Source organism: Candidatus Eisenbacteria bacterium (assembly GCA_018831195.1).
Taxonomy (GTDB): domain Bacteria; phylum Eisenbacteria; class RBG-16-71-46; order CAIMUX01; family JAHJDP01; genus JAHJDP01.
In genome coordinates this window covers 26,965-53,513 of sequence record JAHJDP010000107.1, presented here as the reverse complement: position 1 = coordinate 53,513, position 26,549 = coordinate 26,965, and the positions used below count along the sequence as shown (strand labels likewise).

At 55.6% G+C, this 26,549-nt stretch carries 21 protein-coding genes; 20 read left to right on the top strand and 1 reads right to left on the bottom strand.

Annotation, left to right across the window (positions count from 1 at the left end; all coding sequences use genetic code 11):
- Positions 1 to 5 precede the first annotated feature (5 nt).
- The 20 genes from KJ970_18830 to KJ970_18735 all read left to right on the top strand — a co-directional run bounded on the left by KJ970_18830 (position 6) and on the right by KJ970_18735 (position 26,117).
- Complete coding sequence (locus tag KJ970_18830) at positions 6 to 2,165, top strand: glycosyltransferase (GenBank protein ID MBU2692978.1); 2,160 nt, start codon at positions 6 to 8, stop codon at positions 2,163 to 2,165.
- Entirely contained in the window at positions 2,162 to 4,483 is a 2,322-nt protein-coding gene (locus tag KJ970_18825; protein ID MBU2692977.1) for a hypothetical protein, read from the top strand. Before KJ970_18830 ends, KJ970_18825 begins: the two co-directional genes overlap by 4 nt.
- The gene (locus tag KJ970_18820) at positions 4,480 to 5,736 is read left to right on the top strand and encodes a glycosyltransferase (protein MBU2692976.1); all 1,257 of its coding nucleotides are present in this window, start codon (positions 4,480 to 4,482) and stop codon (positions 5,734 to 5,736) included. The genes KJ970_18825 and KJ970_18820 overlap by 4 nt, the downstream gene beginning before the upstream one ends.
- A 294-nt stretch (positions 5,737 to 6,030) precedes the next feature.
- Positions 6,031 to 6,453 carry a hypothetical protein gene (locus KJ970_18815; protein ID MBU2692975.1) on the top strand — a complete coding sequence of 141 codons (423 nt, stop codon included), beginning with the start codon at positions 6,031 to 6,033 and terminating at the stop codon, positions 6,451 to 6,453.
- 11 nt (positions 6,454 to 6,464) lie between these two features.
- The gene (locus KJ970_18810) at positions 6,465 to 6,899 is read left to right on the top strand and encodes an STAS domain-containing protein (protein ID MBU2692974.1); all 435 of its coding nucleotides are present in this window, start codon (positions 6,465 to 6,467) and stop codon (positions 6,897 to 6,899) included.
- A gap of 189 nt (positions 6,900 to 7,088) precedes the next feature.
- Positions 7,089 to 7,979, top strand: a complete 891-nt coding sequence (gene rsmH, locus KJ970_18805) for a 16S rRNA (cytosine(1402)-N(4))-methyltransferase RsmH (GenBank protein MBU2692973.1) — start codon at positions 7,089 to 7,091, stop codon at positions 7,977 to 7,979.
- Positions 7,976 to 8,461, top strand: coding sequence for a hypothetical protein (locus tag KJ970_18800; protein MBU2692972.1), 486 nt, complete (start codon positions 7,976 to 7,978; stop codon positions 8,459 to 8,461). Before rsmH ends, KJ970_18800 begins: the two co-directional genes overlap by 4 nt.
- Complete coding sequence (locus KJ970_18795) at positions 8,461 to 10,632, top strand: PASTA domain-containing protein (GenBank protein ID MBU2692971.1); 2,172 nt, start codon at positions 8,461 to 8,463, stop codon at positions 10,630 to 10,632. Before KJ970_18800 ends, KJ970_18795 begins: the two co-directional genes overlap by 1 nt.
- Positions 10,633 to 10,687: 55 nt before the next feature.
- Positions 10,688 to 12,202, top strand: a complete 1,515-nt coding sequence (locus KJ970_18790) for a UDP-N-acetylmuramoyl-L-alanyl-D-glutamate--2,6-diaminopimelate ligase (GenBank protein MBU2692970.1) — start codon at positions 10,688 to 10,690, stop codon at positions 12,200 to 12,202.
- Complete coding sequence (gene murF / locus KJ970_18785) at positions 12,202 to 13,647, top strand: UDP-N-acetylmuramoyl-tripeptide--D-alanyl-D-alanine ligase (protein MBU2692969.1); 1,446 nt, start codon at positions 12,202 to 12,204, stop codon at positions 13,645 to 13,647. Before KJ970_18790 ends, murF begins: the two co-directional genes overlap by 1 nt.
- Positions 13,648 to 13,699: 52 nt before the next feature.
- Positions 13,700 to 14,785 carry a phospho-N-acetylmuramoyl-pentapeptide-transferase gene (mraY, locus tag KJ970_18780; protein MBU2692968.1) on the top strand — a complete coding sequence of 362 codons (1,086 nt, stop codon included), beginning with the start codon at positions 13,700 to 13,702 and terminating at the stop codon, positions 14,783 to 14,785.
- Positions 14,786 to 14,796: 11 nt separating this feature from the next.
- Positions 14,797 to 16,182, top strand: a complete 1,386-nt coding sequence (gene murD / locus KJ970_18775; GenBank protein ID MBU2692967.1) for a UDP-N-acetylmuramoyl-L-alanine--D-glutamate ligase — start codon at positions 14,797 to 14,799, stop codon at positions 16,180 to 16,182.
- A complete protein-coding gene (locus KJ970_18770; protein ID MBU2692966.1) occupies positions 16,179 to 17,333 on the top strand; it encodes an FtsW/RodA/SpoVE family cell cycle protein in 1,155 nt (384 codons plus the stop codon). The genes murD and KJ970_18770 overlap by 4 nt, the downstream gene beginning before the upstream one ends.
- A complete protein-coding gene (gene murG, locus KJ970_18765) occupies positions 17,330 to 18,484 on the top strand; it encodes an undecaprenyldiphospho-muramoylpentapeptide beta-N-acetylglucosaminyltransferase (protein MBU2692965.1) in 1,155 nt (384 codons plus the stop codon). The genes KJ970_18770 and murG overlap by 4 nt, the downstream gene beginning before the upstream one ends.
- Positions 18,481 to 19,923, top strand: coding sequence for a UDP-N-acetylmuramate--L-alanine ligase (locus tag KJ970_18760; GenBank protein MBU2692964.1), 1,443 nt, complete (start codon positions 18,481 to 18,483; stop codon positions 19,921 to 19,923). The genes murG and KJ970_18760 overlap by 4 nt, the downstream gene beginning before the upstream one ends.
- Positions 19,920 to 20,738 (top strand): hypothetical protein, encoded by an 819-nt coding sequence (locus KJ970_18755; GenBank protein MBU2692963.1) that lies wholly within the window; start codon positions 19,920 to 19,922, stop codon positions 20,736 to 20,738. Before KJ970_18760 ends, KJ970_18755 begins: the two co-directional genes overlap by 4 nt.
- 53 nt (positions 20,739 to 20,791) lie before the next feature.
- Positions 20,792 to 22,015: a cell division protein FtsA gene (gene ftsA / locus KJ970_18750; GenBank protein ID MBU2692962.1), complete on the top strand. Its 1,224-nt coding sequence runs from the start codon at positions 20,792 to 20,794 to the stop codon at positions 22,013 to 22,015.
- Between the two features lie 90 nt (positions 22,016 to 22,105).
- The gene (gene ftsZ, locus KJ970_18745) at positions 22,106 to 23,527 is read left to right on the top strand and encodes a cell division protein FtsZ (GenBank protein ID MBU2692961.1); all 1,422 of its coding nucleotides are present in this window, start codon (positions 22,106 to 22,108) and stop codon (positions 23,525 to 23,527) included.
- A gap of 52 nt (positions 23,528 to 23,579) precedes the next feature.
- On the top strand, positions 23,580 to 25,214 hold the full coding sequence (locus tag KJ970_18740; GenBank protein MBU2692960.1) for a tetratricopeptide repeat protein: 1,635 nt from the start codon (positions 23,580 to 23,582) through the stop codon (positions 25,212 to 25,214).
- A 171-nt stretch (positions 25,215 to 25,385) separates the two neighbouring features.
- Positions 25,386 to 26,117, top strand: coding sequence for a UDP-2,3-diacylglucosamine diphosphatase (locus tag KJ970_18735; GenBank protein ID MBU2692959.1), 732 nt, complete (start codon positions 25,386 to 25,388; stop codon positions 26,115 to 26,117).
- 143 nt (positions 26,118 to 26,260) lie between these two features.
- On the opposite strand, the gene rpmB is transcribed toward KJ970_18735, so the two are convergent.
- Positions 26,261 to 26,497 carry a 50S ribosomal protein L28 gene (gene rpmB / locus KJ970_18730; protein ID MBU2692958.1) on the bottom strand — a complete coding sequence of 79 codons (237 nt, stop codon included), beginning with the start codon at positions 26,495 to 26,497 and terminating at the stop codon, positions 26,261 to 26,263.
- Positions 26,498 to 26,549 lie beyond the last annotated feature (52 nt).

The following is a 26,549-nucleotide window of genomic DNA, read 5'->3' as shown; positions in this document are numbered from 1 at the left end:
TCCAAATGAAATCGAGCCGGGAAAACTCTAATCAGGATATTCCGCCGGAAGGGATAGCCAAGAATCCTAGGCTGAGTATATTATTTATCCACTACCGCACGACCACTCTTCTTCAGAAGGGGCTGGATGCACTCAAGAAGTATCCGCCAGAGGTGTCTGCAGAAATTATCGTCATTGATAATGGGCCCGCCGAGGATGGAGCTGCAGAGATTTGCTCTTCCCATCCACTGTGCCGGTATCATAACCCCAAAAAAAATCTTGGTTATGCAAAAGCGGTTAATCTTGGAATAGGATTGTCGCGGGCTGAATATGTTTTAATACTCAACCCTGATGTTTTTGTGATGAAGGGTGCAGTGGATTCGCTGGTCGCGGTGATGGATGGGGATCCGCGTATTGGCATAGCTGGACCCAAACTTCTAAATCCCGACGGCACGCTTCAATATTCATGCCGGTCATTCTATACCATCCCGACACTCCTTCTTCGCCGCACCTTTCTCGGAAAGGTGTTTCCTCACCACCGTGTGCTGCGGGATCATCTTATGTCTGATTGGGATCATGCCACGTCCAGGGATGTCGATTGGATGATCGGCGGCAGCCTCATGATCCGCAGAAAGATGATGGACGACGTCGGTGGGATGGACGAACGGTTTTTCCTCTATTTTGAAGATGTCGATTGGTGCTATCGGGCTCATCAACGAGGCTGGCGGGTACTCTATGTCCCGGATGCCACGATGTACCATCATCATCGCAGAGAGAGTGCAAAGGGCTTCCTTGGATTCGGGATGAGAAGACATTTGGAATCATGGCTCCGGTATACTGAAAAATGGAGCATGATATTATACATTCTGAAATTAAAAACAACTCAAATACGAACCTTCGTCACCGTAATTTCTGATATCGCCATGCTGACGGCGGCCTTTCTTGCCGCATACTCATTGCGGGCTCTCTTTGGCGCTTTATTCGCGAATCCGCTGTTTCCTTTGAGTGATTATTTGAGATTCTTATTCTTTGCAAATACTGTCGGTCTACTGGCATTTATTGGATTCGGTTTATACCGTGCAAGGGCATGGTTTGATCCATTTCATGGGTGGTGGCAACTGGTTCGGGCCATGGTCGTTATATCGATGGTCATGATGGCTTCCACATATCTCATGCATACCCGAACCTACTCCCGTGTCATTGTGGCCCTATACTTTCCATTGACCCTGTTGTTTGTCGGACTGGGCCGGGGTTGTTTGAGGAGACTGGTCCGCAAGGTCAAACGGCAGGGATTGCAGTTGAAGAGATTCCTTGTTGTCGGCTCCATGTCGCAGATCGAAACATTCCAGCGCTCCTGTGAAGCGCAAGGCCGGACGGGGATTGAACCCATTTGCTTTCAGCCAGAAACTCTTGAGCGACATCCATCCGGTGAGATCCTGAATCCGGCTGAGGAGATGATTCGCTGGGTCCAGAGAGAGCGAATCGGTGAGGTCCTGGTCTTTGAAACAGAGAAAACGCGGGCTATCCTCGAGGAGGTGATCGAACCACTTTCGAAGCTGGGTGTGCCGGTTGGTTTGGTTCCGGTGAGCCAGGGACTTTTAGTTCCCGGATCCCGGATTGAGGGATTTTTTGGGTGGTCGGTGCTTTCTATTGGGGGGCGCAGGGGTCGAGGCGTTTCATCACCGCTCAAGAGAACGATGGATCTGCTTGTTGCCCTTCCTATTCTCATTTTGGGGTTTCCACTTCATCTCATCAATCTATCCTTGCTGAGGGGGAAGCCGAAGCTGGAAACAAGGAAATCGATTGGTAGAAAAGGGAGAATCTTCGATCTCAGGAGATATGTCAAAGAAACCGGTCTGACCCGTATCTTGAGATGGATGGCATTGTATCCTAGACTCCCTAATGTAATCGGAGGGCGGATGAGTATTGTGGGTATCTACCCATTTCCCGTGGAGATTTGGGATGGTCTCGTAGAGTCAGAAAGAAAAGATGCTCCTGATGCTCCACCGGGGCTTATGGGGCTCTGGGGTTCTGATCCCTGGATTTACAACGCCCACGTGGATTACCGCCGGCTCAACCGATATTACGTCCTTCGCTGGAGCTTTGAAGAGGATCTCAGAATATTTTGGGGTCAGAGAACCGCTGGCCATGAAATGAGCCGAACCGACGGTGCAGGAGCGTTATGAGTTTGTATAATACCAGCAAAGGGTGTTTGGGAAGATCATCCTCGCACGGGTGTCTGACTTGTCTCTTTATCTTGATTGTTTTACTTCTCAGTTATCCTTCATCACATGGTGCCGCGGAATCATGGCAGACGTACATTTATGCGAATGATATCCGGGGCGTCGTTCCTCTCTCTGATGGGATTTATTGTGCAACCTCGGGCGGAGCTCTCTTCTATCAATCCGAGACGGGCGAATTCCGTCAATGGAACCGGGCGGCGAATGGTCTTTCGAGCGATACGCTGACCTGCGCCATTGGCGCCCCCGGCGATCAAATTTGGTACGGGACAGAAACGCAGGGGATCGCCATTTATGATGTGGAATCCTCGATCTTCATGCCGTTCACTTCATTGCTGGAATCGATACCGAGCGATGACATCGTCAATCTTATAAAACAGGATGATTGGATCTTGGTTCTCGCCCGTGGTGGATTTTCAGTTTTTCAGGGTGATTCTCTTGTCTGGATGAGTTTGGAGGGACTTGATCTGGATCCTGTGCCCAGTTGGGACCTTCGAACCGGGCAAATTTTTCAAGGTGAACTTTGGATCGGCGGCCGACCCGTGACGGAAGAAGGGTATCTGGGCGGAGTCGTCAGGCTCAATTTTGAGCTTGGACGGTGGGAAGACCGATCGCAGGGACTGGAGAATCGAACATTGCGCGATCTTGCCGTCCATGATGAGTTGATATGGGTCGCTACGGATGACTTCATCGGTATCTGGAACGGCGATGAATGGATCGGGCATGAGGCAGGTCTGCCGGGATCACCACTTTGGATGGATTTATACTCCGCGGCCGATACTCTCTGGCTCGCCGGCAAAACGGGTGTCTACTACTTCGACCCGGCCGGTGAGCAGTGGATAACAGCGGCGGCGGGGGCTCCTCCCGTCTCCAGTCTGGCGCGCGATCAGCAAGGCCGGTTATGGGCGGGCGCCAGCGCCAATGCCCGAAATTCCAATGGTCTCGCCGACTCGGAAGACGGTCTGTGGGAACGTCTCGGTGGAGAATGGGTCCAGCATCGAATGCTGGGTCCTGATAGGCGGCATCACTATCGGGATATCACCTTCGATAAAGACGGCCGTCTTTGGACTTCCACCGCTCAACCACAGCAGCAGCCGCTATTGACAATAAGGGATAACGGGAATTGGTCCACCATTGTTAAGGGAACTTCTGGATTGACCAATACTTGGACCTGGCGCCTGCTCGTCGATGGGGATGCCATTTGGCTGGGCAATTGCTGCGGTACTTCTTCGACCTTGCCTGATTTCGGCGTTGAGGTGATCCGGCCTGACGGTATTTCCCAATATGCTCAAGCCACCAATATCAAGGATATGACAAAGGATGCGCGGGGAAGACTTTGGTTTGCTTCATCCAGCGAGAATACAGAGTTTGCCTTTGGTGTCACCGGGCTGGATCCCTCAGATTCAACCTGGATTGAGTTGACAACCACGACGATGGGCGCAGAGCTCCAAAGCAATAATGTTAGAGCTATTGCAGCTGAAGGGGTGATTCTTTGGATCGGCTATGTCGATCAAGGTTTTTCACGCTGGAATTTGGGTTCTGATGGAGTGCCTCTTACGACGGATGACGACTGGATTCACTATTCCAGTTCCCAAGTTCAACGCAGACCGGTTGGCGATCGGACAACCTGTATCGCGGTGGGCTCCGATGCCGTTTGGGTTGGTAGCACATCCGGTGTCACCCGGGTTAAGGATATTTATGGTCTCCGTTATCTGACACAAGGGTACAACCGTCTCCCGGCGAGCGAGATCAAAGATATTATTCCGACCGCTGAGGGAGGCGCCTGGATTGCGACAAAAAATAGTGGCGTTACTCGGGTTTTACCAGACGGGTTCGGAGGTTTCACATATGAATATACCTATGATTCTCCAGAACTCGTTCATCCCGACATAGAGACGATGACGGTTGACCCAGATGGTCGTTCACTTTGGCTTGGGACGGCCTGGGGTTTATCAATGGTGCGACCCAGCAGCACGGTGACCGAAGGAAGGGAACGTCCGGGAGTCTATCCGAATCCCTACCAGCCGAAATGCAGCCAATCGCTCCGCATCCTCGGTCTTCCCAGCCGGGTGAGTGGCGTTATCTTGGATACAGAAGGGCGCCATTTGGCGGTGTTTGATGATGTCGGTTCCGGTGAGGTGATTTGGGACGGTCGAGCCGACGGACGAATGGTTCCTGCGGGGTTGTACATTGTGCGGATTCGGTCATCACAGGGTTTCCGTTCCATTCCATTCGCTGTCCTCGATGGAGATTGCGGTCCTTGAAATTACTGGTTCTTGCCTATTTCTTTCCTCCTCTAGGCGGCGCCGGTGTTCAGCGCACATTGAAGTTTGTCCGGTACCTGCCTGATTTTGGTGTCCGTCCGACGGTGGTTACGGCCCATGAAACGGGATATTGGATTCGTGACGCCACCCTTACAAAAGAAATTCCAAAGAGCGTCACGGTGCATCGCGTCAAAAATCCAATTCCAATGGGGGGGGGTGGAAAGGGGAAGCGCCGATCCACAAGCTGGATCCGAGGGTTGCGCTGGGTCGCCGGTCTGGGTCTTGTTCCGGATGCCTATCTGCCATGGTCATTGCTGGCCGGTCGCTGTGCGACTCAGATTCTGCGGCGGGAGCCGGATCATATTCTCTGGACAACGTCGTCACCCGATTCCACTCATCTTGCCGGACTCCGTTTATGCCGAAAGTTTGACATTCCATGGGTCGCCGATTTCCGGGATCCTTGGACCCAACGATTGAGCTTCGCTCCTCCGACGGCAATCCATAAAAAGATCCATCATTCTATGGAGAAGGCTGTCATTGAACGGGCTGACAAGATTATTGTGACAAGTTATATGACCCGCGAGGATTTCGTGGGACGTTATCCGTCAATCGATCCCGGGAAATTTGTCGTCTTGACGAACGGATTCGATGAGGGTGATTTTCGTGACTTCAAGACCGAGCTTCCGCCTGAGTGTTTTCGAATCCTGCATCTGGGACAACTGAATCCCGAACGGCCTCTTCAGCCCCTGCTTGAACCGCTGTCACAGTTGTTGCGACGCCGGCCTGAAGCCAAGAAAGATATCGAGCTGGTGTGCGTCGGACCCCATTATGCGACCCACGAAGCCGAGGCGTTACGGGCGGGTGTGGAGGGTCACGTTCGCTTCCTGCCCCCGTGCCGACATCGGGAGGGGGTCGCTTGGCTCGGCACGGCGCACCTTCTCCTTTTACTCGAGCAAGAGGGGGAGCGGGGCCGGCTGATACTCCCTGGTAAATTCTGGGAGTATTTGCGATCAGGCCGACCTTTGCTGACATTGGCCGACCCAGAGGGCGATGCGGTTCGATTGACCCGTGATTTGGGTGCTGGTTGGGCTTTTTCGCCGAGGTCAGGGGTTGAGATTCTCGATTGCCTGGAGAGCCGGTGGCAGACCTTTCGTGAGGGTAAGACGGAACATGGAGCCCAACGGGAGGATCTGGCCCCTTTTGAGAGGAAAGCGCTGACTCATCAACTTTTCGATATTTTGAAAGAGCTATAAATAACAAACAAATGTTCGTATTGCTGTGTTTCCGCCTCTTTTCTCTTCCCAATAACCCATTTTAACGACACGAACAATCGATCGTCTTAGCGCCTATACATTTTCGGAATAGAATTGTCCTCTTTTAGGACGAAAAGTCTCAACTATTTCTTGACGATGAGGTGTTATCCTCGATATTATGATATGGCGCGATGAGGGGCAAAATTACGCCTTGAATAGGCAAAATGGGGTAATAAGGGGGCGTTTCCCAGGAGCAGGTTGATGGTCACTTTTCTCGGGGTTTTTAAACATGCGGTGGATGAGAAATTCAGGGTCGCGATTCCTGCGCGATTCCGGGATCAGCTCGCCAAGTGGGGTCAATCCGACCTCTACGCCGTAGCCCGGGAAAACCACATCGTCCTGTTTCCGCAGGATGCTTGGGAGAAATTCGTGGAACGACTTTTGTCGGAAGACAATCCCCCCCATAACGCCCAGCATTATGACTATTTGCGGCGTCAAGTTGCATTAAGTGGGGAGATTTGTCGGTTGGATTCTCAAGGGCGGATCATGCTTCGCCCAGACCAATTGCAGGCCGCCGGTGTGAGTAAAGAATGTCAAATTTTTGGTAATATGCGCGTCCTGGAATTGTGGTCCCCGAAGGCCTTTGAAGGTATGGCGCAGAAGGCATTGTCGCAGGACGAAAACAACCTCTGGCTGGAGATCGTCCAATCGCTCTGAGGGAGTCCATCATGTCCAGCTTAGGCATGACAAGGATCGGTTCGCTCTGGTGGGTCCAAGTGATGGGCTCACTGACTCAGAATGATCTGCGGCAATTGAGTACTCTCACCAGCCGATTGGGGACACATCCGCCTTCCAAGATCCTGCTGGATTTCTCCGAAGTTCGGCATTTGGATTTCAGAGGCAGCCATTTTCTCCTGGCCACATGCCGACTGGTTCGGCTCCGGGGAGGAGAGATGCAGATGACGGGAGTCTCGGACTACCTCTGGGATCTCCTGAGATTGGGTGTGGCTCAGGAAGTGGATGAGTTGATCACCAATCCTAAGCCGGCACCTGACCGGAACTCGTCACAAACCCCCACACTGCAGGAACCCCTGCTACGAGCATGCCCGACCATGGTGCAACTGGGAATGGGATACAGTATGCCCCTTCCCTCACCAAATTAAGAGGCCGGGGTTGAAGTTGCCTTGCTATGTGTGTTCAACCGCTGCGTCCCTGTGGGGGGTGGTGGGGTCCGATAGGACCGGGAAGAGACCAATGGGAAGTTAGCGTCCCTGCCTCCAGGTCTACCTCGGGAAAGGCTTGGTCCATCGGACCCCATCGCCCCCTTCGGGATGTCATGGGGGGGAGAGGAAGTGCTCCACGAACCGGTCATGGTGGACCAGGTCCTATCGGCCCTGATCACTGAGCACCACGGCCTCTACGTGGATGCCACTGTCGGAACAGGGGGGCATTCTGAAGCCATACTAAACCGCATCATTCCACACGGCCGTCTCCTTGCCCTTGATTGTGATCTCATTGCTTTAACAAAAGCCAGGGAGCATCTGGAAAAGTATTCACCCTATACAGAGTTTATTCGTTCTAATTTTTCTGAGCTGCCCTGGCGGCTCGCCGATCGCGGATATTCAGCGGCTGGAGTTTTATTGGATCTTGGCCTTTCGTCCTTTGCGCTTGAAGACCCCGCAAGAGGGCTTTCCTATCGTTTCCCAGACGCCCCTCTGGATATGCGTTTTGATATGAGCCAGAAGGAAACAGCGGCGGATTTGTTAAGGCGATGGACCAAGGATCAAATGACTGAAGTTTTTAGATCATTCGGCGAAGTTCGATCGGCGCGCCGCATCGCGCAAGTGTTGATTGAACGGAGGCAGGATCAGCCCATCCAGAAGGTTGGAGATTTGGTTGAAGGTATACGGGTTGCCGTCGGGCGGTCCCCGAGCCCCAAGCTTCTCAGCAAGGTATTTCAATCCATTCGGATGGCTCTTCAGGGGGATTTGGAAAATCTGGAGCGCTGTCTGAAAAATCTCGCGCCGCATATGGCGCCGGGGGGACGTCTGGTTGTGCTTTGTTATCACTCTTTGGAGAGCCGGTGCGTGCGGCAGGTCCTGCGGGAGGAGTTGGATTCGGACGGGAAGCCGGTTTGGGAATTGGTGCTTCGGAAAGCTCAGGCACCGACACAAGAAGAGGTTGTGCGAAACCCAAAATCCCGGAGCGCACGCCTACGGGTTTATAGAAAGGTCACAGAATGAAGCCGAAAGAAACCATTCTTTTTCCTGGGAACGGCCGTCCCATGGCCAGATGTGGGAAAAGAGCCGGAAACCGGTTCCATTTTGCCTGGTGGTTGGTTCCATTGGCGTGTATCTACTTTGCATTACTTGTACAAATTGAAACACAGCTCTGCTCATCATGTCAGCGGGTTGAAAAGTTGGAGTTTCAAAGGGATTCGCTTCGAACAGAAGCGCTTATGGCCGTCAGAGATTTGAAAACGGATCTAGCCCTGGATTCGATTCTTCCGGCATTGAAATATCTGAATCTGGAGAGATCGGTTCCTGATCAGATTGCTTCGGTCGTGACACCCGTACCGGAGACGACTTCAACAGCTTGGGCCGCTCTCATGCCTTCGCATTGGCTTGAAATCAAGGTTCCCCATGGGCGAAATACGCCGACCGCTGAAGAGACCGAATATGTCAATCGCGCCCTCTTTACGGCCCCGGGTGTGAGGAATCCCTGATGGGAGGTAAACGTTTAAGCGGCCGGGAGAAATTCTTGATTTTTGCGGGATGCCTGATTCTTTTCCTTCTTATCGGCCGCGCCGCGCAAGTTCAGATCATCCATCATGAGTTTCTGAGCGAAGAAGCTATGACTCAGCAATGCGATACCTTGCCAATCCAAGCTCTGCGCGGCTCCCTGGAAGATCGTAATGGGACCGTCCTTGTACAAAGCCTTGAAAATCCCTCTCTCTGGGCGGATCCTAAAGAGGTCTCCGATCCGGTCGGTCTCGACCGCGCCCTGGCGAATCTGGGGTGGACAAAACCGGGACTGGTTTCCCAGAAAATCGAAAATGCATGCCAGCGGCGTTTTGTTTGGTTATACCGTGATTGGGCGTCTTGGGGAAATGTTGCGTATGTAGAAAGTCTATGGGCCGGGGCCTACCATAGGGTGGAGCCCAAAAGACTCTATCCATCAGGACCCCTGCTGGCATCGATCCTCGGCTTCGTCGGCAGAGACGGCGCCGGCCTCTCCGGGCTCGAATTGGAACTCGATCCCCTTCTTAAAGGTCATCAAGGGTGGGAACAGCGCTTTGTAACAGGCGGAAATCGTCCCACGGCGAGTTTGCCGCCCCGGATAATTGAGGTACCGCAACCCGGTCAGAATGTACAATTAACCATTGATTTGCGAATACAGGAAATTACGCAGCGGCGTTTGCAGGAGGGTGTGATTTTCTGGAAAGCCCGTGCGGCGTTTGCGCTGGTGATGGACCCTATGACCGGTGAAATGCTTGCTATCGCCTCAGTTCCTAATCCGGATTCGACTCTTTGGCGCCGTCGAAACGGCCATCCTTGGCGGCAACGCCCGATTTGTGATCAGTGGGAACCTGGTTCTACATTTAAAATTGTGACGTTCGCCGCCGCGATCGAGAATGGGCGCATCGACCTGGATGAACCGATTGATTGTGAAAATGGGAAATGGATCACCGCGGATTGGAAAATCGGAGACCATGAGCGCTACGGGATATTGTCGACTCGCGATGTTCTCGTTCATTCTTCAAATATTGGAACAGCGAAAATCGCCTTACGAATCGGGACCGATGAATTTTACCGGATGGTGCGGCACTTGGGATTTGGGTCCCAAACAGGGATCCCATTCCCGGGAGAGGCCAAGGGCAGGGTGCTCGAACCCGATCGCTGGAATCGCAGAAGTTTGCCGACGATGGGGTTTGGCCAGGAACTCTCTGTTAATTGCCTCCAAATGGCCATGTGTTATGCAGCGGTCGCAAATGGCGGGAATTTATTGAAGCCGCAGCTCATCCGCGAAGTGCGGGATGCCCGCGGGAAAATTGTACAGAAGTGCGCCCCACGGGTCGTGCGCCCGGTTCTCAAGAAAACAACCTGCAAGATTCTGACGGAGCTCCTGAGGCAGGTTGTTGTTGATGGAACGGGGACCTTAGCTGAGATTCCCTGGTTTCCTCCTGCCGGGAAAACCGGAACTTCTGAGATGTATGATCCTGAACTCGGGACCTACAGCTCTACAGACTACATGGCCTCCTTCATCGGTTTTGCGCCATGGTACGAGCCACGTTATCTCTGCTGTGTCGTTCTTGATTCGCCTCAGGGGTCGATATACGGGGGCCAAACAGCAGCGCCGATTTTTAAGGCGATTATGGAAGATTTGACGGCCGTCCATGGGGGGATGGCAACGGCCGAAGTTCAGGTTTTCAAGGATGAGGAGAAACCGCAACCACTTCCGGATGTTCGCGGTCTCTCCCCGGATGAAGCCCGGCGTGTGATAAAAGAGGCCGGATTTATTCCTGTTCTCGAGGGCCGAGGCCTGCGTATTAAAGAAATGAACCCGGCGCCGGGATCATTGGGGATTGATGGTGGGGTTGTCAGATTGTTCCCCGGCGGTTCCATCTCAGAGGAAGAGCAAGTCATGCCGAATCTTCTCGGCTGGCCTTTGCGCCGTGCCATCGTTCTACTTTCCCGCCGAGGTGTTGAATGGACGGCCGACGGCGAAGGTTGGATCAGTGGGCAGAGTCCCCTGCCGGGTGAAGTATTGAAGACATCAGCAGTCTGCCGCTTGACGGCAACACATCAAGCCAGTCACGCATGGATGAAGTGGCGAATGGTTGGCGAAGGAGTCGCGGATGCCGCACCTTGGGGAAATGTTAAAACGCGTCCCTAGAGACGTGATTCGAGCATCTTTCCCGGAGTCCATCCTTGGGATGGAGATTTCCGGAGTGCATCACGATAGCCGCGCTATCCAACCCGGGTCGATCTTTGTCGGAATCAAGGGAAAGGAATACGACGGCCGGAGTTTCGTTCGCAGCGCCATTGAGGCCGGCGCCGCCCTGATCGTCTCCGACACCGATCCGCAGAATAAAGAGATACCTTGGATTCAAACCCCAGCACCCCGGAAGGCGCTGGCCTATCTCTCTGATGCGTTTTACGGCCACCCAAGCGGACGGATGGATCTCATCGCCGCAACCGGAACCAATGGCAAGACCTCTGTCTGCTGGCTCCTAAGAGAAGCCCTGGTGATCTTGGGCTTTCCTGCGGCTTCTCTGGGAACACTGGGCGCCAGTCTCGCCCCCCGAGGAAAAGAAAAGCGTGAGATCGCTTGGCCTTCGCACACCACACCAGAGGCCCCCGCATTTCAAAAGACCCTTTATGAACTCCTGGAGTCCGGGATTACACATGTGGCATGCGAAGTCTCTTCGCATGCCCTCGCCATGGACCGGATCTTGGGAACGCAGTTCCGTATCGTTCTGTTCACATTGTTTGGCCGAGATCATTTGGATTTCCATCAAACTGTTGAAAATTATCGCGCCTCAAAATGGAAACTTTTTACGCCGGAGGGACGGGGCTGCATTGATGAAGTTCCACCCGCCGCCGTCATTAATGTCGATGATCCGGAAGGCCGGCGGCTGGCAGAAGCCCTGCTTGGAGGAGATCCATCTGATGCACAGGGAGGACAAAGCTGGCCGGTGGCTGCTGGTTCTCCCTTGGTGACTCATGGCCTGACGGATGAAGGCCACCCCTGGCTTCGAGGCGAAATTTTGGAAGCCGGGTCACACGGCCTTCTTTTACGTGTCATGTGGCCGGGGGGCTCTTTGCGTCTCAGATCCCCGCTTTTGGGAAGGTTTCAGGCCACGCATTTGCTGGCGGTCTTGAGCGCGCTTCTTGTTTTGGGTGTCAGTGGGAAAGATGCGGCGGATGCCCTGGCAAAGTCCGCTCCGGTCCCTGGACGTATGGAATGTATAACCCGTGGACCGCGCGGCGTCATTCTTGTCGATTACGCCCATACCCCGGAGGCGCTGGAAACGGTTCTTCGAGAATCCCGGGCGATGGCTGATTCAAAGGTTTATGTCGTTTTTGGCTGCGGAGGGGAGAGGGATTCAGGCAAAAGACCCCTGATGGGATTGGCCGCCGGTCAAATGGCGGATGAAGTCATCATCACGACAGACAATCCCAGGCGCGAGGATCCAGAGAGGATCGTCGCTCAAATATTGGAAGGGTTGCGGGTGACCTCGGCTCATCATGAAGTGATTATGGACAGGCGTGAGGCCCTCCGCAGCGTGATTCCCCGCCTGGAGCCGGGGGATCTCCTGCTGGTTGCGGGCCGCGGCGCGGAAACGATCCAGGATTTCGGGAGGGAAAAGATTCCCTTTGACGACCGGCAGGTAGTGAGAGAGATCTTGTTGGAAATTTCAAATGATCCAGCGGGGCGTGGCCTGAATCAGGAAGGATCCTAATGTCCACCCGATCCGACATGTGGCGGTGGGAGGATGTGGCCAGGATGGCCGGGGCCCGCCCCGCAGCTGGGCTCGATCCGTTTGCTGATAAAATATTCAGCGGGCTTTCTATCGACTCCCGCTCAATCCAGTCCGGCGAATTGTTTCTTGCCCTCAAAGGTGAACAGTACGATGGACACGACTTCATCCCTCAAAGTCTAGAAGGGGGCGCCGCCGGCATTCTTATGGATGAGCAACGCTGGCTAAGTGACGCATCGCTGAGGAAGCTGGCGCGGGAAAGGGGAGGCATTTGGCTTCTCAGCAACGACACCCTTCATTCACTCCAGCTTTGGGCCGGGGCTCTCAGGGGTCGGCTCAATCCGAGAACAATCGCTCTGACGGGAAGCAGCGGCAAAACAACAACAAAGGATCTTTTGGCCGGCGCCCTATCATGTTTCGGACCGGTTTGTGCGGCGCAACGCAGCTTTAATAATGCCATTGGTGTACCTTATACATTGCTTCAATTGGAACCACGGCATCGTTTTCTCATCTCTGAGCTGGGTATGAACCGCTCCGGGGAAATTGAAGCCCTAGTGGGCCTTGTAAAACCCCATATCGCTCTCATTACATCCCTGGGTCGGGCGCATGTGGGATTCCTGGGGCACCCCGGAGCGGTCAAAGCGGCAAAGCTTGAAATCATCAAAGGGTTGGATCCGGACGGAATCTTAATTCTCCCCGATAAACCGGCGGATCTCCATGTTGATGCGAAAGGTATCTGGAACGGGCGGATGCTCCTCTTCGGCACATCGAAGAATGCAGAGATCTCCCTCGAAGGTGATCCGGAATTCAGCGAAGATGGAACGCGTTTTCGCGTTTCAGGGCTTCCAGAGCCGGTTACAGTGCGCCTGGTTGGAAGGGGCGCCGTTGAATGCTTCTTGGCGGCATTGGCGGTGTGCCGGGCCATGGAACTTCCCCTGATTCAGGCCGCTCGCGCTATGGCAACCGTAGATTCACCGGCCGGCCGTTTGCAGCCCGTTCGGATCGGGGGTGTGACCCTTTTTCAGGACACCTACAATGCCAGTCCTGAATCGAGTGTGGCCAATTTGGAGTTTCTCCTGGCCATCAAGGGAGCCGGACATCGCTATTTCGCCTTTGGCGAAATGGGGGAATTGGGAGCCTACAGCCGGGAATGCCATGAAGAGGTCGGGCGATTGGCGGCCCGCTGCGATGTCTCCTACTTTTTGGGGCCGGAAGCGATATGGGCTCATCGTGAAGTTGAAAGGCTCGGGGGCAGAAGTCGTTTCTATGACAGCCATGAAGAGCTGGCGCAGGATTTGGTTTCGATTGTAAAGCGGGGGGATTTGATTCTTGTCAAGGGCTCCCGCCGCAGCGGTATGGAGAAGGTTTGCAAGCTGTTTAAGGCAGGGATGGTATCGCCGGTCGAAAGGAATGCCGGCAGAGAATAGAAGTCCGAAGGAGCGCCGCCGGCGATGCCGGTAAGTTCAGTCTGGGGGATGTGTGCTTTATCATTTATTGTATCCGCTGCGGGATATGGTCAGCGTTTTCAATATCTTCCGCTATATAACATTTCGCGGAGCATATGCTGCAGTGACGGCTCTCATCCTCTCCTTCCTGTTGGGACCGCTGATCATCCGCTGGCTGCGTTCGAAGGGCTGGGGGCAGATGATCCGGACCGACGGGCCCACCACACACCTGTCAAAACAAGGAACGCCGACGATGGGCGGTCTCCTGGTGCTTAGCGCCATCCTTGTTCCGACGCTTCTTTGGGCGAACCTAACAAACATTTATATCCAAATCATCCTTCTGGTGACCATCGCCCTGGGTGGGCTCGGCTTTTTGGATGATTACCTGAGGGTTGTGAAGAAATTCCCCAAAGGCCTGCTCGGCCGGTACAAAATCGCCGGACAGATTGTTGTGGGTCTCATTGTCGGCGGGCTTCTACTCTGGCACCGGCCGCAAGGGGATCTCACAACGATGACGACGATTCCCTTCTTCAAGGATATATTGTTAAATTTTGGTATTCTATATCTGGGTGTATCGGTGCTGATCATTACGGCCAGCAGCAATGCCGTTAATCTCTCTGATGGATTGGACGGATTGGCCATTGGAATGATCATTCCACCGGCGGCGGCTTTCGGCCTCCTGGCCTATGTCAGCGGCCATGCCAAATTTTCGGAATATCTTAATATCCCGTACCTGCCCGGTGTGGGAGAGTTGACTATCTATTGCGCCGCTTTTGTTGGGGCCTGTCTTGGATTCCTTTGGTTCAATGCGTATCCGGCGCAGATTTTTATGGGTGATACGGGCTCGCTTGCTCTCGGTGGCTGCTTGGGAACCCTGGCCATATTGATAAAGCGGGAGCTCCTGCTGGTCGTCGTGGGCGGGCTCTTTGTTGCGGAAGCCCTCTCGGTCATGTTGCAGGTTTTTTCCTGGAAAACGAGGCGGCGGAGGATTTTTCTCATGGCACCGCTGCATCATCATTTTGAGATGATGGGGTGGCCTGAGACGAGGGTCGTGGTCCGCTTTTGGATCATTTCGATATTGTTGGCGTTGATCACTCTCAGCACATTGAAACTCCAATAGGGTGGAAGCCGATGCCGGTTAAAGGAGAAAAGAAAAGGGGACGGGCTCTTATTCTCGGGATGGCTCGATCGGGCCGTGCCGCCGCCCGGCTTCTTCTCACCGAAGGCTATGATGTCATCGCCCTCGACCGGACACTGTCTGCCGAAACCCATGAGGTGTGGCCCGCCCTGGAGCGGATGGGCTCGATTCAAGGCCTCTGGGGAGAACACCCCCTGTCTGCGCTCGATGGTGTTGAGATCCTGGTGCGAAGTCCCGGGGTCCGTCATGACATCCCATTGTTAAAAGAAGCTTATCAGCGCGGCATTGAGGTCGTGGGGGAATTGGAGCTGGCTTATCGTCGCATCCGGGGCGCCCTTCTGGCCTTGACCGGGACAAATGGGAAATCAACGACGACGGCCTGGCTGGCTCATATTTTGAAGGAGTCGGGACGCCGGGCCACGGCCGCCGGTAATATCGGCAGGCCGTTGAGCGACGCGGTACTTGAAGAACCGCCGGATACTTGCTTTGTCGTGGAAGTTTCCAGCTTTCAGCTGGAGGATATCTCATCCTTCCGCCCTCATGTCGGGGTTCTCCTCAATATCACCCCCGATCATCTGGATCGGTATGCCTCGCTTGAAGCCTATGCGGAGATGAAATGGAACCTCTTTTCACATCAAGGTTCGGATGATTGGGCGGTTCTCCCCGGCGACCTGTCCCAGGGGCGTTCCTTAAAAGCGCGGACGCTCCATTTCGGGGATGCCCCCGGCGTCGATGGGGTCTTCAGCTTGGGCGGAGAGATGGTTTGTGAAAGGGAAGGGATGCGGGAGTTGATCATTCCATTGAACCGGCTTCCCCTCCCTGGGCCGCACAACCAGCGGAACGCCATGGCGGCCGCCGCCGCGGCGATCGCCTACGGTCTGGCGCCGGATGAAATCGTCGAGGGTCTCAGCACATTCAAAGCCCTGCCGCACCGAATGGAACCGGTAGGCCGGGCGAATGAGATTTTGTGGATTAATGATTCCAAAGCGACCAATGTTGATTCCCTCGAAGTGGCATTGAAATCTTACCCATCTGGGATCATTCTCATAGCAGGCGGGAGAGATAAAGAAGGTGATTTTTCCCGGTTGAAGGCTCTCGCCGTCCAATCGATCCGGCATCTCATCCTATTGGGGGAAGCGGCGGAAACGATCCGGCGGGCATGGCCTGATGTTCCGGCCACGATGGTGGCGAATCTTGAAGAGGCGGTTCAAACGGCGGGGATGAAGGCTCGAAGCGGCGAGGTGGTTCTTCTGAGCCCGGGATGCGCCAGCCAGGATATGTTTAAGGACTATGAAGAGCGGGGTCATCAATTCCGCGATCTGGTCCGGAAGCATCATCTTGAGGTGGAATCTTGTGGAAGGGATGAGGAAACGGCATGAAGCGCAAGGCCGATCGATGGTTGATGGTGCTCGTTCTACTCCTGACGCTCTGGGGGCTTGTGATGGTCTACTCGAGCAGTTGGACCATCGGGCAGATGGTGTTGGGCAAAGATTCCGTTTTTTTTGTAGAGCGTCAAATTGTTAAAGCAGTGGCTGGATTGTTTCTGATGTTCCTTCTCTCCATGATACCGCTGCGGCTGCTGAGGGATAAATTGTCCTTTGTGGGGTGGTGGATTACCGTTGGTTTTCTGACCCTGCTGGTAGCCATCCGCTTGCTATCGGGCAAATCGAGCCCCGTCCGATGGGTTCCCCTTTGGGGTTCTATGGTACAGCCGTCGGAGTTTGCGCGTATCGCCTTGATTGTGGTATTAGCCGCGGTCCTCGCGAAGGCGGTGATCCCTCCGCAAACAAAAGATTTGTTCAAGGCGCTGGCCATCACGATTCTGACGGCGGGACTTGTGGCGGCCCAGCCCAGTCTCAGTGTCTCCGTGGTGCTGTGCCTGACCGGTTTCTGCATCCTCTTCCTCGCCGGGGGCGGGTGGGTCTGGCTGGGAGGATTGATAGCCGGGATGTCGGGGGTGACCTGTTTCCTTCTGGTTGGGTACCAGGAGAAGCGATGGACCACCTTCGTCGAGGCGATAAGGGGCATTCTTCAAGGAGATATCCTGGCCGCGCCCAATGATCAAGTGCAGCAGGCGCTTATCGCATTGGGATCCGGCGGATTCCTCGGTACGGGGGTCGGACGCGGTCTCCAAAAGTTTAAATTTCTGGCGCAGCCGCATACAGATTTCATCCTCGCCGTTCATGGGGAGGAAACAGGGTTCCTCGGTGTTATAATCCTGCTTGGACTCGAGGCTCTTGTGGTTTGGAGAATTTTTGCAATTGCCATAGCGACCCGCGATTCCTTTAGCCGTCTTCTTTGCTTCGGGGTCGGACTGCAGATCGGGCTGCTGGTACTCATTCATACCGCCGTAAATTTCGGTGTAGGACCGACAACGGGTGTTCCATTGCCCTTTATATCTTACGGTGGATCGGCTTTGGTGGCCAATCTTGTGGGTGTGGGATTGGTTTTGGCAGTCTCCCGGCAGGGGATACAAACTCCGAAAAAGGAGCCCCTCGATATGGGACTGTCACGATGGAGAAAACGATGAAGGTACTCATGGCCGGCGGTGGAACAGGTGGCCATATCATGCCGGCTTTGGCCGTTGCCGACGCCCTGCGGAGCCAATTTCCCGATGTGGATATTCGCTTTGCAGGAGCCACCCGCGGGTTGGAGTCGAATCTGATTCCAGCCGAGGGCTATAAATTAATCACTCTTCCCGTTCGTGGAGTGATGGGAACATCCGGCCGTCAACGTTTTCAAGCCGGATGGGCTTTGCTGCGTGGCGCCCAGCAGGCCTACCGCTGGATGGGCGAATGGAGACCGGATGTCGTTTTTGCGACCGGCGGCTATGTCTCCCCACCGGTCTGTTTCGCCGCTTGGTTGCGGCGGATTCCGGTTGCCATCTTCGAGCCCAATGCTATCCCCGGCCGCGCCAATCGCTGGATGAGTCATCTGGCGACAGAAATCCTACTTGGCAATTCGATGGCGCGGGCGATGCTCCCCAGAAGAGAGCGTGTCCGATTGACCGGAATCCCGATCCGGGGAAATGTTCTATTCGGTAACAGAACACGGGCGGCGAGAATGTACCGTCTCGATCCGGATCGATTTACGATTTTGGTTCTAGGCGGGAGTCAAGGCGCCCACGCGATCAACGGATTGGTGGTTGAAACCATCCGGGAATTGGGACGCCGGGACGATATCCAATTCGTGCTGCAATCGGGACCCTCCGATTATAACTGGCTCCTCTCAAAAGTCCGGCCGCTTCCCATACGGACCTGGGTCCGGCCTTTCATTCATCAGATGGGTGATTCCCTGGCTGTCGCCGATTTGGTGATCGCTCGGGCCGGAGCTTTAACATTAGCGGAACTCTGCGTCACAGGAAGGCCGTCGATTCTAATCCCCTATCCCCACGCCGCCGACAATCACCAGGAAGCCAACGCCCGGTGTCTGGAGGAGGTTGGGGCGGCCAGGGTCCTGCTCAGCGATGAGGTGTCGGGTCTTGTTATGGCGCAGGAAATCACCCGGTTGCTTGGTGACGGCCGGCTGCTGAGATCACAAGGAATGATGGCGCAGAAACTGGCTCGGTTTGAGGCCGCGGACACCATCGCCAGACGCCTGGCGAATTTGGAAGGGTCGGAGCCCAAGCCGAAGGATGTGGCCCCGCGCCGCCACCGCCGCCGTCCCAGGGGAAGAGCATGAGCTCCCACCGCGTTCAACGTATACATTTCGTCGGCATCGGCGGAAGCGGAATGAGCGGCCTCGCCGAGGTTTTGTCAAACCTTGGCTACGAGATCAGTGGATCCGATCTCGCGGTCGGTGAAACTGTCGAGCGATTGGCGCGCCTGGGGTGCGAGATTCATACGGGGCATGATCCCCATCATATTGAAGGGAAGCACCTTGTCGTCGTTTCCTCCGCGGTTCAGCCTTCCAATCCGGAATGGAAAGAGGCGCGGCGCCGCAAGATCCCCGTACTAAAGCGCGGCGCGATGCTGGCGGAGATCATGCGGCTGATGAAGATGGGAATCGCCGTTGCCGGCACACACGGTAAGACAACAACGACGAGTCTCGTCGCCCATGTCCTGACGGAAGCCGGTCTCGATCCCACCTTTGTCGTCGGCGGCCGGCTGCGGACCCTGGGGAGCAATGCTCGTCTGGGTCTTGGTGAAATACTTGTCGCCGAGGCCGACGAATCAGATGGTTCATTTTTGGATCTCCTTCCGACGATCGGAATTATCACAAATATTGATCGCGAGCATATGGAGCATTTCGGGACCCTGGACCGCCTTCATGCTGAATTTGTCACCTTTGCCAACCATGTTCCATTTTACGGTGTGAATGTCGTTTGCGCGGGAGATCCAGGGGTGCGGGAGATCATGCCGCGGATACAGCGGCGCATCGTTACATACGGCCTGGATCCATCCTACTCGGTGAGCGCTTCGGATATCCGGCCTGCGGGTTTTCAAACCCACTTCAGGGTGCGGATCACGGGGAAGGACGAGGGTCTCGTGACGCTGAACCTGCCGGGACTCCATAATGTATTAAATGCACTGGCGGTCATTGCCGTCGCGAGGGAATTGGAAATATCAATGGAGTCGGTTCGCCGCGGTTTATCCACCTTCCCCGGTGTCAGCCGGCGTTTCGAGGTCCGTCGCGAGGTCGGCGGTGTGACCCTGATGGATGATTACGGTCACCACCCGACCGAGATCCATGCGGTGCTCTCCACGCTCCGACCGATCTGGAAGGACCGGATCGTTTGTCTTTTCCAGCCCCATCGTTATACACGGGTCCGTGATATGGCGGCTGAATTCGCCGGCGCTTTCAAGGGCGCTGATATCGTCGTGGTCACCGGAATTTATCCGGCCGGCGAGAAACCGATTCCCGGGATCGATGCCCGTAACCTGACAGAGCCGATTCAGAATGAAAGCCGCACGGAGGTCCGCTATCTCGAGGATGAAGAGGCCATCCGCCGGCATCTCCCTGGTTTGTTAAAGTCGGGTGATCTTCTGGTGACCCTCGGCGCCGGAAATGTCTGGCGCTGGGGGGAAGCTGTGTTATCCGAGCTGGAAGCTCTCCATTCGGAACCTGCCGCAAAGGCGGCAAAGGCGGCAAAGGCGGTAAAGGGAATGAAATCAGAATGAGCCCGCAGAGATTCCGCAAAGAAGGCGCACCCGCCGGATTCAGGCGAAACCGGTATGGATGGGGTTTCCCGCTGATTCTTTTGACGATCGGGGCGATCACCGCGGGAATTATTTGGCAAAAAGAGCGCATTATAAATAATCCGGCATTCCAGGTTCGGAGTCTGCAAGTCGCGAACCTATCTTCGATGCCTCAAGAAGAGTTCCTCGCCTGGCTGGAAATACAGGAGGGGATCAGTTTCTTCAAGCTGCCGAATGATAAGGCTCGGACGATCAGCGACACCTATCCGCGCATCAGGTCGATGCGATGGGCCTGGCGGCCTTGGGGCGAATTGTACATTGAGGTTGAGGAACGCCAAGCAGTTCTGCTTCTGATTGCTTTTCCAGATGAAGCTTGGGAGGTCGCGGCCGATGGCGTCGCCTGGCCTGCCGCCGGTTCGCTGCCGGACCTTCCCCTCGTATTTCTCAATGTTGAAGAGGGGAGGGTCCAACTGCGAAGAGAAGGCTGGAGCGCTCGGGTCGGCGGCCTCCAGGCCATTCTTGGATGGATGGATCATCTTCAGAAGGAGCAGCCCCGTCTCTGGGCGGATATCTCACAGGCGCAGGGTTTCAGCGCCGGATTGTGGCGCTTGACACTCTGTGATTCCAGGAGGGTTCTCGTGGCGCCGGATAACCTCGATGCGGCCCGCTGGCGTACCGTGGGGACGATCTTGGCTGATCTCGATCGCAGGAAACTGACCGATGTTGTTCTGGATTTGCGTTTTGATGACCAGATTGTCGTCCGCAAATCGACAGAAGGGAAAGAGAGCTCAGGCTAACGTCGTACGACCGGCCGGAACCAGGCCTTTGGAGACCGGCAAGGAGATTGTATATGAGGATACTGGCCGGATTAGATGTTGGAAGCCATACCATCAATGCGGTGGCTGGATACATGACGGAAGAGGGCCGTCTGGAACTCGTTGGGCACGGATCCGTTGCCTCCAGGGGCATCCGCGCCGGCGCCGTCGTCCATCTTGAGGCCGCCTCCGATGCGATGGAAACGGTCTTGCACCAAGTCGAGAATGACTGTGGATTCCCTCTCGAGCAAATTGCGATGGGTCTGGGGGATGATTCTGTGCGCAGCTTCAACGGACGCGGTGTCGTCCCGGTCATGGGCAAAGACCGGGAGGTCTCGGCGGCTGATAAACAGAAAGCCTTCCAGGCGGCCCAGGCGATGGGCATCCCCTCGGATCGTGAAGTGATCCATATGATCCAGCAGGAGTACATCCTCGATGGGCAGTCCGGAATTCGTGAACCGGAGGGGATGTGGGGGGAGAGATTGGAGGCCCAGGCCCATATCGTCACCGGTCTGGTCTCCGTCGTTCGGAATTTCCAAAAGGCGCTGGGGCGGATCCACTACAAGGCCGACCGGATCATTCTCGCGCCTCTCGCGATCGCCCGGGCCGTCCTTCATCCGGATGAGGAACATTGGGGCGTCGCTGTCATCGATTTGGGCGCCCAGACGACAGGCATCACCATTATCCATGAAGACACGCTCAAGGATACGGCGATTCTCGGCGTCGGGTGCGATCGGATTACCCACGATCTGGCTGTCGGACTCCGCACGCCGCTGGCCGAGGCCGAAATGGTCAAGTGCCGCTGGGGTCTTGCCTCGGGATCCTCCACGGGCCGGGACGAGCCGGAAATCACCGCCATGGGCGGCAATGGATCCCGAAACGTCGCCCCGAGCCTCCTCACTTCGATCGTGGGCCCGCGGGTCGAGGAGATCCTCGGTCTTGTTGTCCGCAAGATCCAATATACGATGCCTCTCTCTCGTCTGCAGGGAGGCCTGGTCCTCACCGGAGGAGGGGCCAATCTCATCGGGCTATCCCAGCACGCCCAACGGATCCTGCAAGTCCCTGTCCGGATCGGGCATCCGACGGGCCTGGGCAATCTGCCGCCGGAAGGATTGAATCCTTCTTGGAGTTGCGCGGTGGGATTGCTGATGGAGATGGCGGCCGAGGGGAATCCTGAGGAGCAGTCCGGCAAAAAACAGCTCATAAATAAGGTAACCCGGCCCATAAAAGAATTTGTTAAAGCCCGTCTGGCCTTATAAATTGGCTAGGAGGTCTTCCGAGAGGATTTTCACCAAGCATTTGCAATGAGCCTTTTCAACAAGGATGGCTGCACTGAGGAGGGATGACCCATGCTGATCGAAGCGAGTGACAAAGTCTTGAGCCCGGCCCGGCTGAAAGTCATCGGTGTCGGGGGATGCGGCGGGAACGCCGTGGGGAGAATGATCCTCGAGGGTCTGGAAGGATTGGAGTTCCTTGTCATGAATACCGATCTCCAGGCGCTGGAGGTTTCCGTCTGCCCGGCTAAGCTCCAGATCGGCGTCGATGAAACCCGGGGGCTAGGAACCGGGGGGCTTCCCGAACGCGGCCGGAAGGCCGCCGAGGAAGACGCTGAGACCCTGGAGGCGCAAATCCAGGGGGTTGATATGCTCTTCATCGCCGCCGGGATGGGCGGGGGCACAGGAACCGGCGCTGCGCCGGTCTTGGCCCGGCTCGCCAAGGAGCGGGATATCCTCTCTGTCGCTGTCGTCACCACCCCCTTCAACTTTGAGGGGCAACCACGGACGGATCAGGCGGTACTCGGGATTGAAAAGCTTCGGGAATCTGTCGATACATTGATCGTGGTGCCCAACCAGAAGCTCCTTGAGATTCTTGATGCCAAAACCCCCTTGGAGGAAGCCTATCGCGCCGCTGACGAGGTGCTGTATCAGGCGACCCGGGGTATTTCAGAATTGATCACGATTCCCGGTATCATGAATCGGGATTTCGCTGATGTCCGCTCGGTCATGAAGCGGGGCGGCAGTGCCTTGATGGGGATCGGCGTCGCCTCCGGTGAGGGCGCCGCGAAGGTCGCCGCCCAGCAGGCGATCTCCAACCGTCTGTTGGAGGATGTCTCCATCGCCGGCGCGGAGGCGGTCCTGGTCAATGTCGCGGGAAGCCAAAAGCTCAGCATCGGCGAGTTAAGTGAAGCGGTGACATTGATCGAGGAGACAGCCGGGCGTGGAGCGCATGTTTATCTTGGGAATGTGATCGATCCCTCCCTGGAGGGAGAGGTCCGTGTCACGGTGGTGGCTACCGGATTCGGCACCAAGCAGCGCGGCATCACAACCGAGATCAACAAGAGCAACGAGAGATCCGAAAATCCGCTTGAAATCGCCGATCCACTCCCCGGGACAGTGGGAGCTGAGATGGTGGGAGCCGGGACGATGGGAGGCGAGGCGGCGGGGGCCGAGGCCGTCGGATTCGAGGCGATGGCTGTCGACCGGGCGGCCGATGAAGCAGCGGCTTCGCAGGATACCACTCCAGAGGTCGATTCAATGAGCCGATCCTGGAGGAAAGGTGCGATCGATCCGGCCCCAACCTCTTTGGACGATCTGCCGCTCTGGAACAGGAAGGAAGACGATGAGCCGCTGGATCCTCAAGAGATTGAGGAAGAGGCGGTCATGCCGCTGCCGTTGACACCCGTCTCCTCTGCACCCAAAGAGGGATGGGATCGCAGGCCGCGGCGGCGGACTTTTGATATTCCGGCCTTCCGGAGGCGGATCGCGAGATAGTCTCTCAGCATAAAGCGGTGTGGCGCAGCGCGGGTCGACAAAGGAGGCCCGCGTGTCGCTTTTAGGACGTCTTTTTCGGTCACAAGCTATGGTCGCCTACACTCAAGCCATGGGATTGTATAATAAGGGACGCTTTTCCGAGGCGATCCCTCACTTTGAGGAAGCCCTTCAGCAGCTTCAGGACTCATCGCACCCCTACGGAGAATTGGCCCGTTTCTACCGGGTTGAGGCTTTGGTCCGTTCCGGTCTCGCCAAGGAAATCCAGGGTGATCCGTCCGGAGCGGAGAGTGATCTGCGGGAGGCGGTCAAGACGCCGACCACTTTCCCGGACTATCACTTTCATCTCGGTCGTCTCCTGGCGCGGCGGAACGATTTTGAAGGAGCCTTGATCCGCCTCAGTGAGGCCTTGCGTTTGAATCCGCGGTATGATGAGGCGCTTGGATGGCTGGCGCTGGTTCTTTGGAAGATGGATCGCGTCGAGGAGGCTTTCGCCGAACTGGCCAAGCTTGATGAGGGTTCCACCGATCTCGCGATCGGGCGGCCGGAAAATCCCCGCGCTGAGGATGTTCCTTCCTGGTTTGAACAATTCGAAACCCGATTGAATCATTTCCGCGATTCAGCGAATCAGACGCAAGCGGCTCTGATCGCCTATGCCGAAGGTGAAAAGGACCAAGCCCTTCAACATTTTCTGGGGGCCGTCGAGAAACATCCCACCTATCCGGATCTCCGTTGCCGGTTGTCGATATTACTACAAGAAAATGGCCGGTATGGCGAGGCCATTGAACATTTAAACAAGTCTTTGGAAATCAATCCCCGGTATGTGGAAGCGTATCTTCAAAAGGGAATCACCTATCTGCGCTGGAACAGCCCGGATCAGGCCTTGCCTCCACTTTCCGAAGTCCTGCGTTTGGAGCCGCATTACCAGGATGCCGTATTGTTAAAGGCCTTGGCCTGTATCCGGATCTACCGGGTCAAGGAGGCCCGCCAATTATTGAACGGATACCTGGAATGGCTGCCCGGAGAGCCGCGCGCCCAATATCTATTGGCCGGCTGTCTTGCCCTGACCCGAAATATGGGTTCGGCCCGCGAGGTGCTGGAACAATCGGCGCGCCACTTTTCTCTTGTTGCCGCGCTGACGGATCTGGGATGGTGGCATCTTCGGGATCGTAAAAATGCCGATGCCTTGGAAATCGCCCGGCGCGGTTTGCAAAATCATCCGGGGGATGAGCGCCTGCGTCTCCTTGAAGGGATGGCTCAGCTCGGATTGGGAACGGCCGAGGCCGCCAGGGGGATTTTGGATGAGCTGGCGAACGCCGCGCGTCGCGAGGTCGCCCGCATCGCCGTTCAAGCTATCGTCACCCTCGATCTTAAGGAGGGGCGCATCGAAAACGGTCTTCAGATTCTGGAGTCGGCTAAAGCGCGGTTCCCTTCCAGCTTCCAGATGACCTATTTGCGCGGTCTTTTGCTGGAGGAGGAAGGGGAGCTCGAAACGGCTGAACAATCTTATCATTCCGCCGCCTCTTTCTTGTCGACCGATCCCCGGCTGCTGCGCGATCTCGGGTGCGTTCAAATCCGGCTGGGAAAGATCGAGGAGGGGTTGAAATGCTGGGCGGACGCCTATTTGATCGATCCCTTCGCCTTCCCCAGCGCCATTCTCGGCGATGTCGCGCTGGTTGAGGAACTCTGATCCCCGGCCTTGGGGACGGGGCCCATCCGCCGCCGCACCATCGCAGAACGGGCTTGGCGTAAGGCAGCCCGGACTTTCTATTCACCCGCTTTTCCTATATCTTTCAAATGTTAAATTGAATGGAAAGGCCGCCTGAATGCTTGGTGCGGATCATGCCATGGGGATGACAAGATGATCTGTTTTATCAGTGATATTCATCTGAATCCCGAATTTCCCGAACGAACGGAGAGGTTTCGATCTTTTGTGGACATCATGCGACAGCGACCGGAATCCCCGGCCGATCTACAGGTCTATATCCTGGGCGATCTCTTTGATTTCTGGTATGAACGCAACCGCGGATTGTTCGAATATTATGCGAAGGAACTCGAGCTTCTCAGAGAGTTGGCGCAGTCGGTGAAAAGTGTCGGGATCATCTTTGGGAACAGGGATTTTTCCTATGAAGAGCATTTCCCCCGCCATGTCGGGAGCAATATTAGGATTCTCGGAGATGAGGCGGAAGTTTTACTTAATGGGAAACGGACCCTTCTCATCCACGGCGATCTTCTATGCCGCAACGACGGGGGGTACCTGCGCTTCCGCCGGTTGATCCGATCACCCCTTGCCAAGATGTTCTTCGGCTGGCTGCCGTGGTTTGCGGCCAAGTGGGTCATTAAAAAAATGATGCGTTCATCCGTTGAATACCAGACACGAACGGAACAGAAAATATTGGAAATGGATGAAAGCGCCATAGCAGAGAAGTTCAAGCGAGGTTTCGATACCATGATCTTCGGGCACGTCCACCGGCAGTCTTCACAAAGCCGGTCGGTGGATGGCCGATCCTGTGAACTCGTTTCGCCCGGAAGTTGTATCGACCGCCTCGAGTTCGCCGTTCTTGATGATGACGGCCTCCGCTTCCATCCCTGAGTCTTTGGAGCCGATAGGCCTCCGCTTCCATCCCTGGAAGAACCAAAAAAGACGGAAACGCCCCGAATCGAAACGATCGGTGGCGCCATGTTGCCCGTCTCCAGTTTTCAGCGACTCCGCCATCACCGGCGGAAGAAGGGAGGTTATGGGGTCGAGACCCCGGACTTCTCCTGTGGGGTGGCTTGTACACGCACATTCTTTTGAATGTCGGGGCTCTTGATACAATCGGTGCAGAGCCTTATCCGCTTCGGCTTTCCATCCACGATCACCCGAACCCGCTGAAGATTCGGTTTCCAAATCCGCTTATTGACATTGTGGGCGTGGCTCACCCGGTTTCCGAATTGGATCCCCTTGCCACAGCGGTCACAAATGCGAGACATTTGAGTTCCTCCTTGCTCGATACGGTCAAGGCCTTATCCTATACGGCAGAGG

Bases quoted from the DNA above. Each gene is read 5' to 3' on its own strand.
- rpmB (MBU2692958.1), bottom strand. From the start codon at position 26,497: ATGTCTCGCATTTGTGACCGCTGTGGCAAGGGGATCCAATTCGGAAAC.
- ftsA (MBU2692962.1), top strand. From the start codon at position 20,792: ATGAGGATACTGGCCGGATTAGATGTTGGAAGCCATACCATCAATGCG.
- KJ970_18810 (MBU2692974.1), top strand. From the start codon at position 6,465: ATGTCCAGCTTAGGCATGACAAGGATCGGTTCGCTCTGGTGGGTCCAA.
- ftsZ (MBU2692961.1), top strand. From the start codon at position 22,106: ATGCTGATCGAAGCGAGTGACAAAGTCTTGAGCCCGGCCCGGCTGAAA.
- murD (MBU2692967.1), top strand. From the start codon at position 14,797: ATGCCGGTTAAAGGAGAAAAGAAAAGGGGACGGGCTCTTATTCTCGGG.
- KJ970_18825 (MBU2692977.1), top strand. From the start codon at position 2,162: ATGAGTTTGTATAATACCAGCAAAGGGTGTTTGGGAAGATCATCCTCG.
- KJ970_18755 (MBU2692963.1), top strand. From the start codon at position 19,920: ATGAGCCCGCAGAGATTCCGCAAAGAAGGCGCACCCGCCGGATTCAGG.
- murF (MBU2692969.1), top strand. From the start codon at position 12,202: ATGTCCACCCGATCCGACATGTGGCGGTGGGAGGATGTGGCCAGGATG.
- KJ970_18800 (MBU2692972.1), top strand. From the start codon at position 7,976: ATGAAGCCGAAAGAAACCATTCTTTTTCCTGGGAACGGCCGTCCCATG.
- KJ970_18770 (MBU2692966.1), top strand. From the start codon at position 16,179: ATGAAGCGCAAGGCCGATCGATGGTTGATGGTGCTCGTTCTACTCCTG.
- KJ970_18760 (MBU2692964.1), top strand. From the start codon at position 18,481: ATGAGCTCCCACCGCGTTCAACGTATACATTTCGTCGGCATCGGCGGA.
- KJ970_18795 (MBU2692971.1), top strand. From the start codon at position 8,461: ATGGGAGGTAAACGTTTAAGCGGCCGGGAGAAATTCTTGATTTTTGCG.
- KJ970_18830 (MBU2692978.1), top strand. From the start codon at position 6: ATGAAATCGAGCCGGGAAAACTCTAATCAGGATATTCCGCCGGAAGGG.
- murG (MBU2692965.1), top strand. From the start codon at position 17,330: ATGAAGGTACTCATGGCCGGCGGTGGAACAGGTGGCCATATCATGCCG.
- KJ970_18735 (MBU2692959.1), top strand. From the start codon at position 25,386: ATGATCTGTTTTATCAGTGATATTCATCTGAATCCCGAATTTCCCGAA.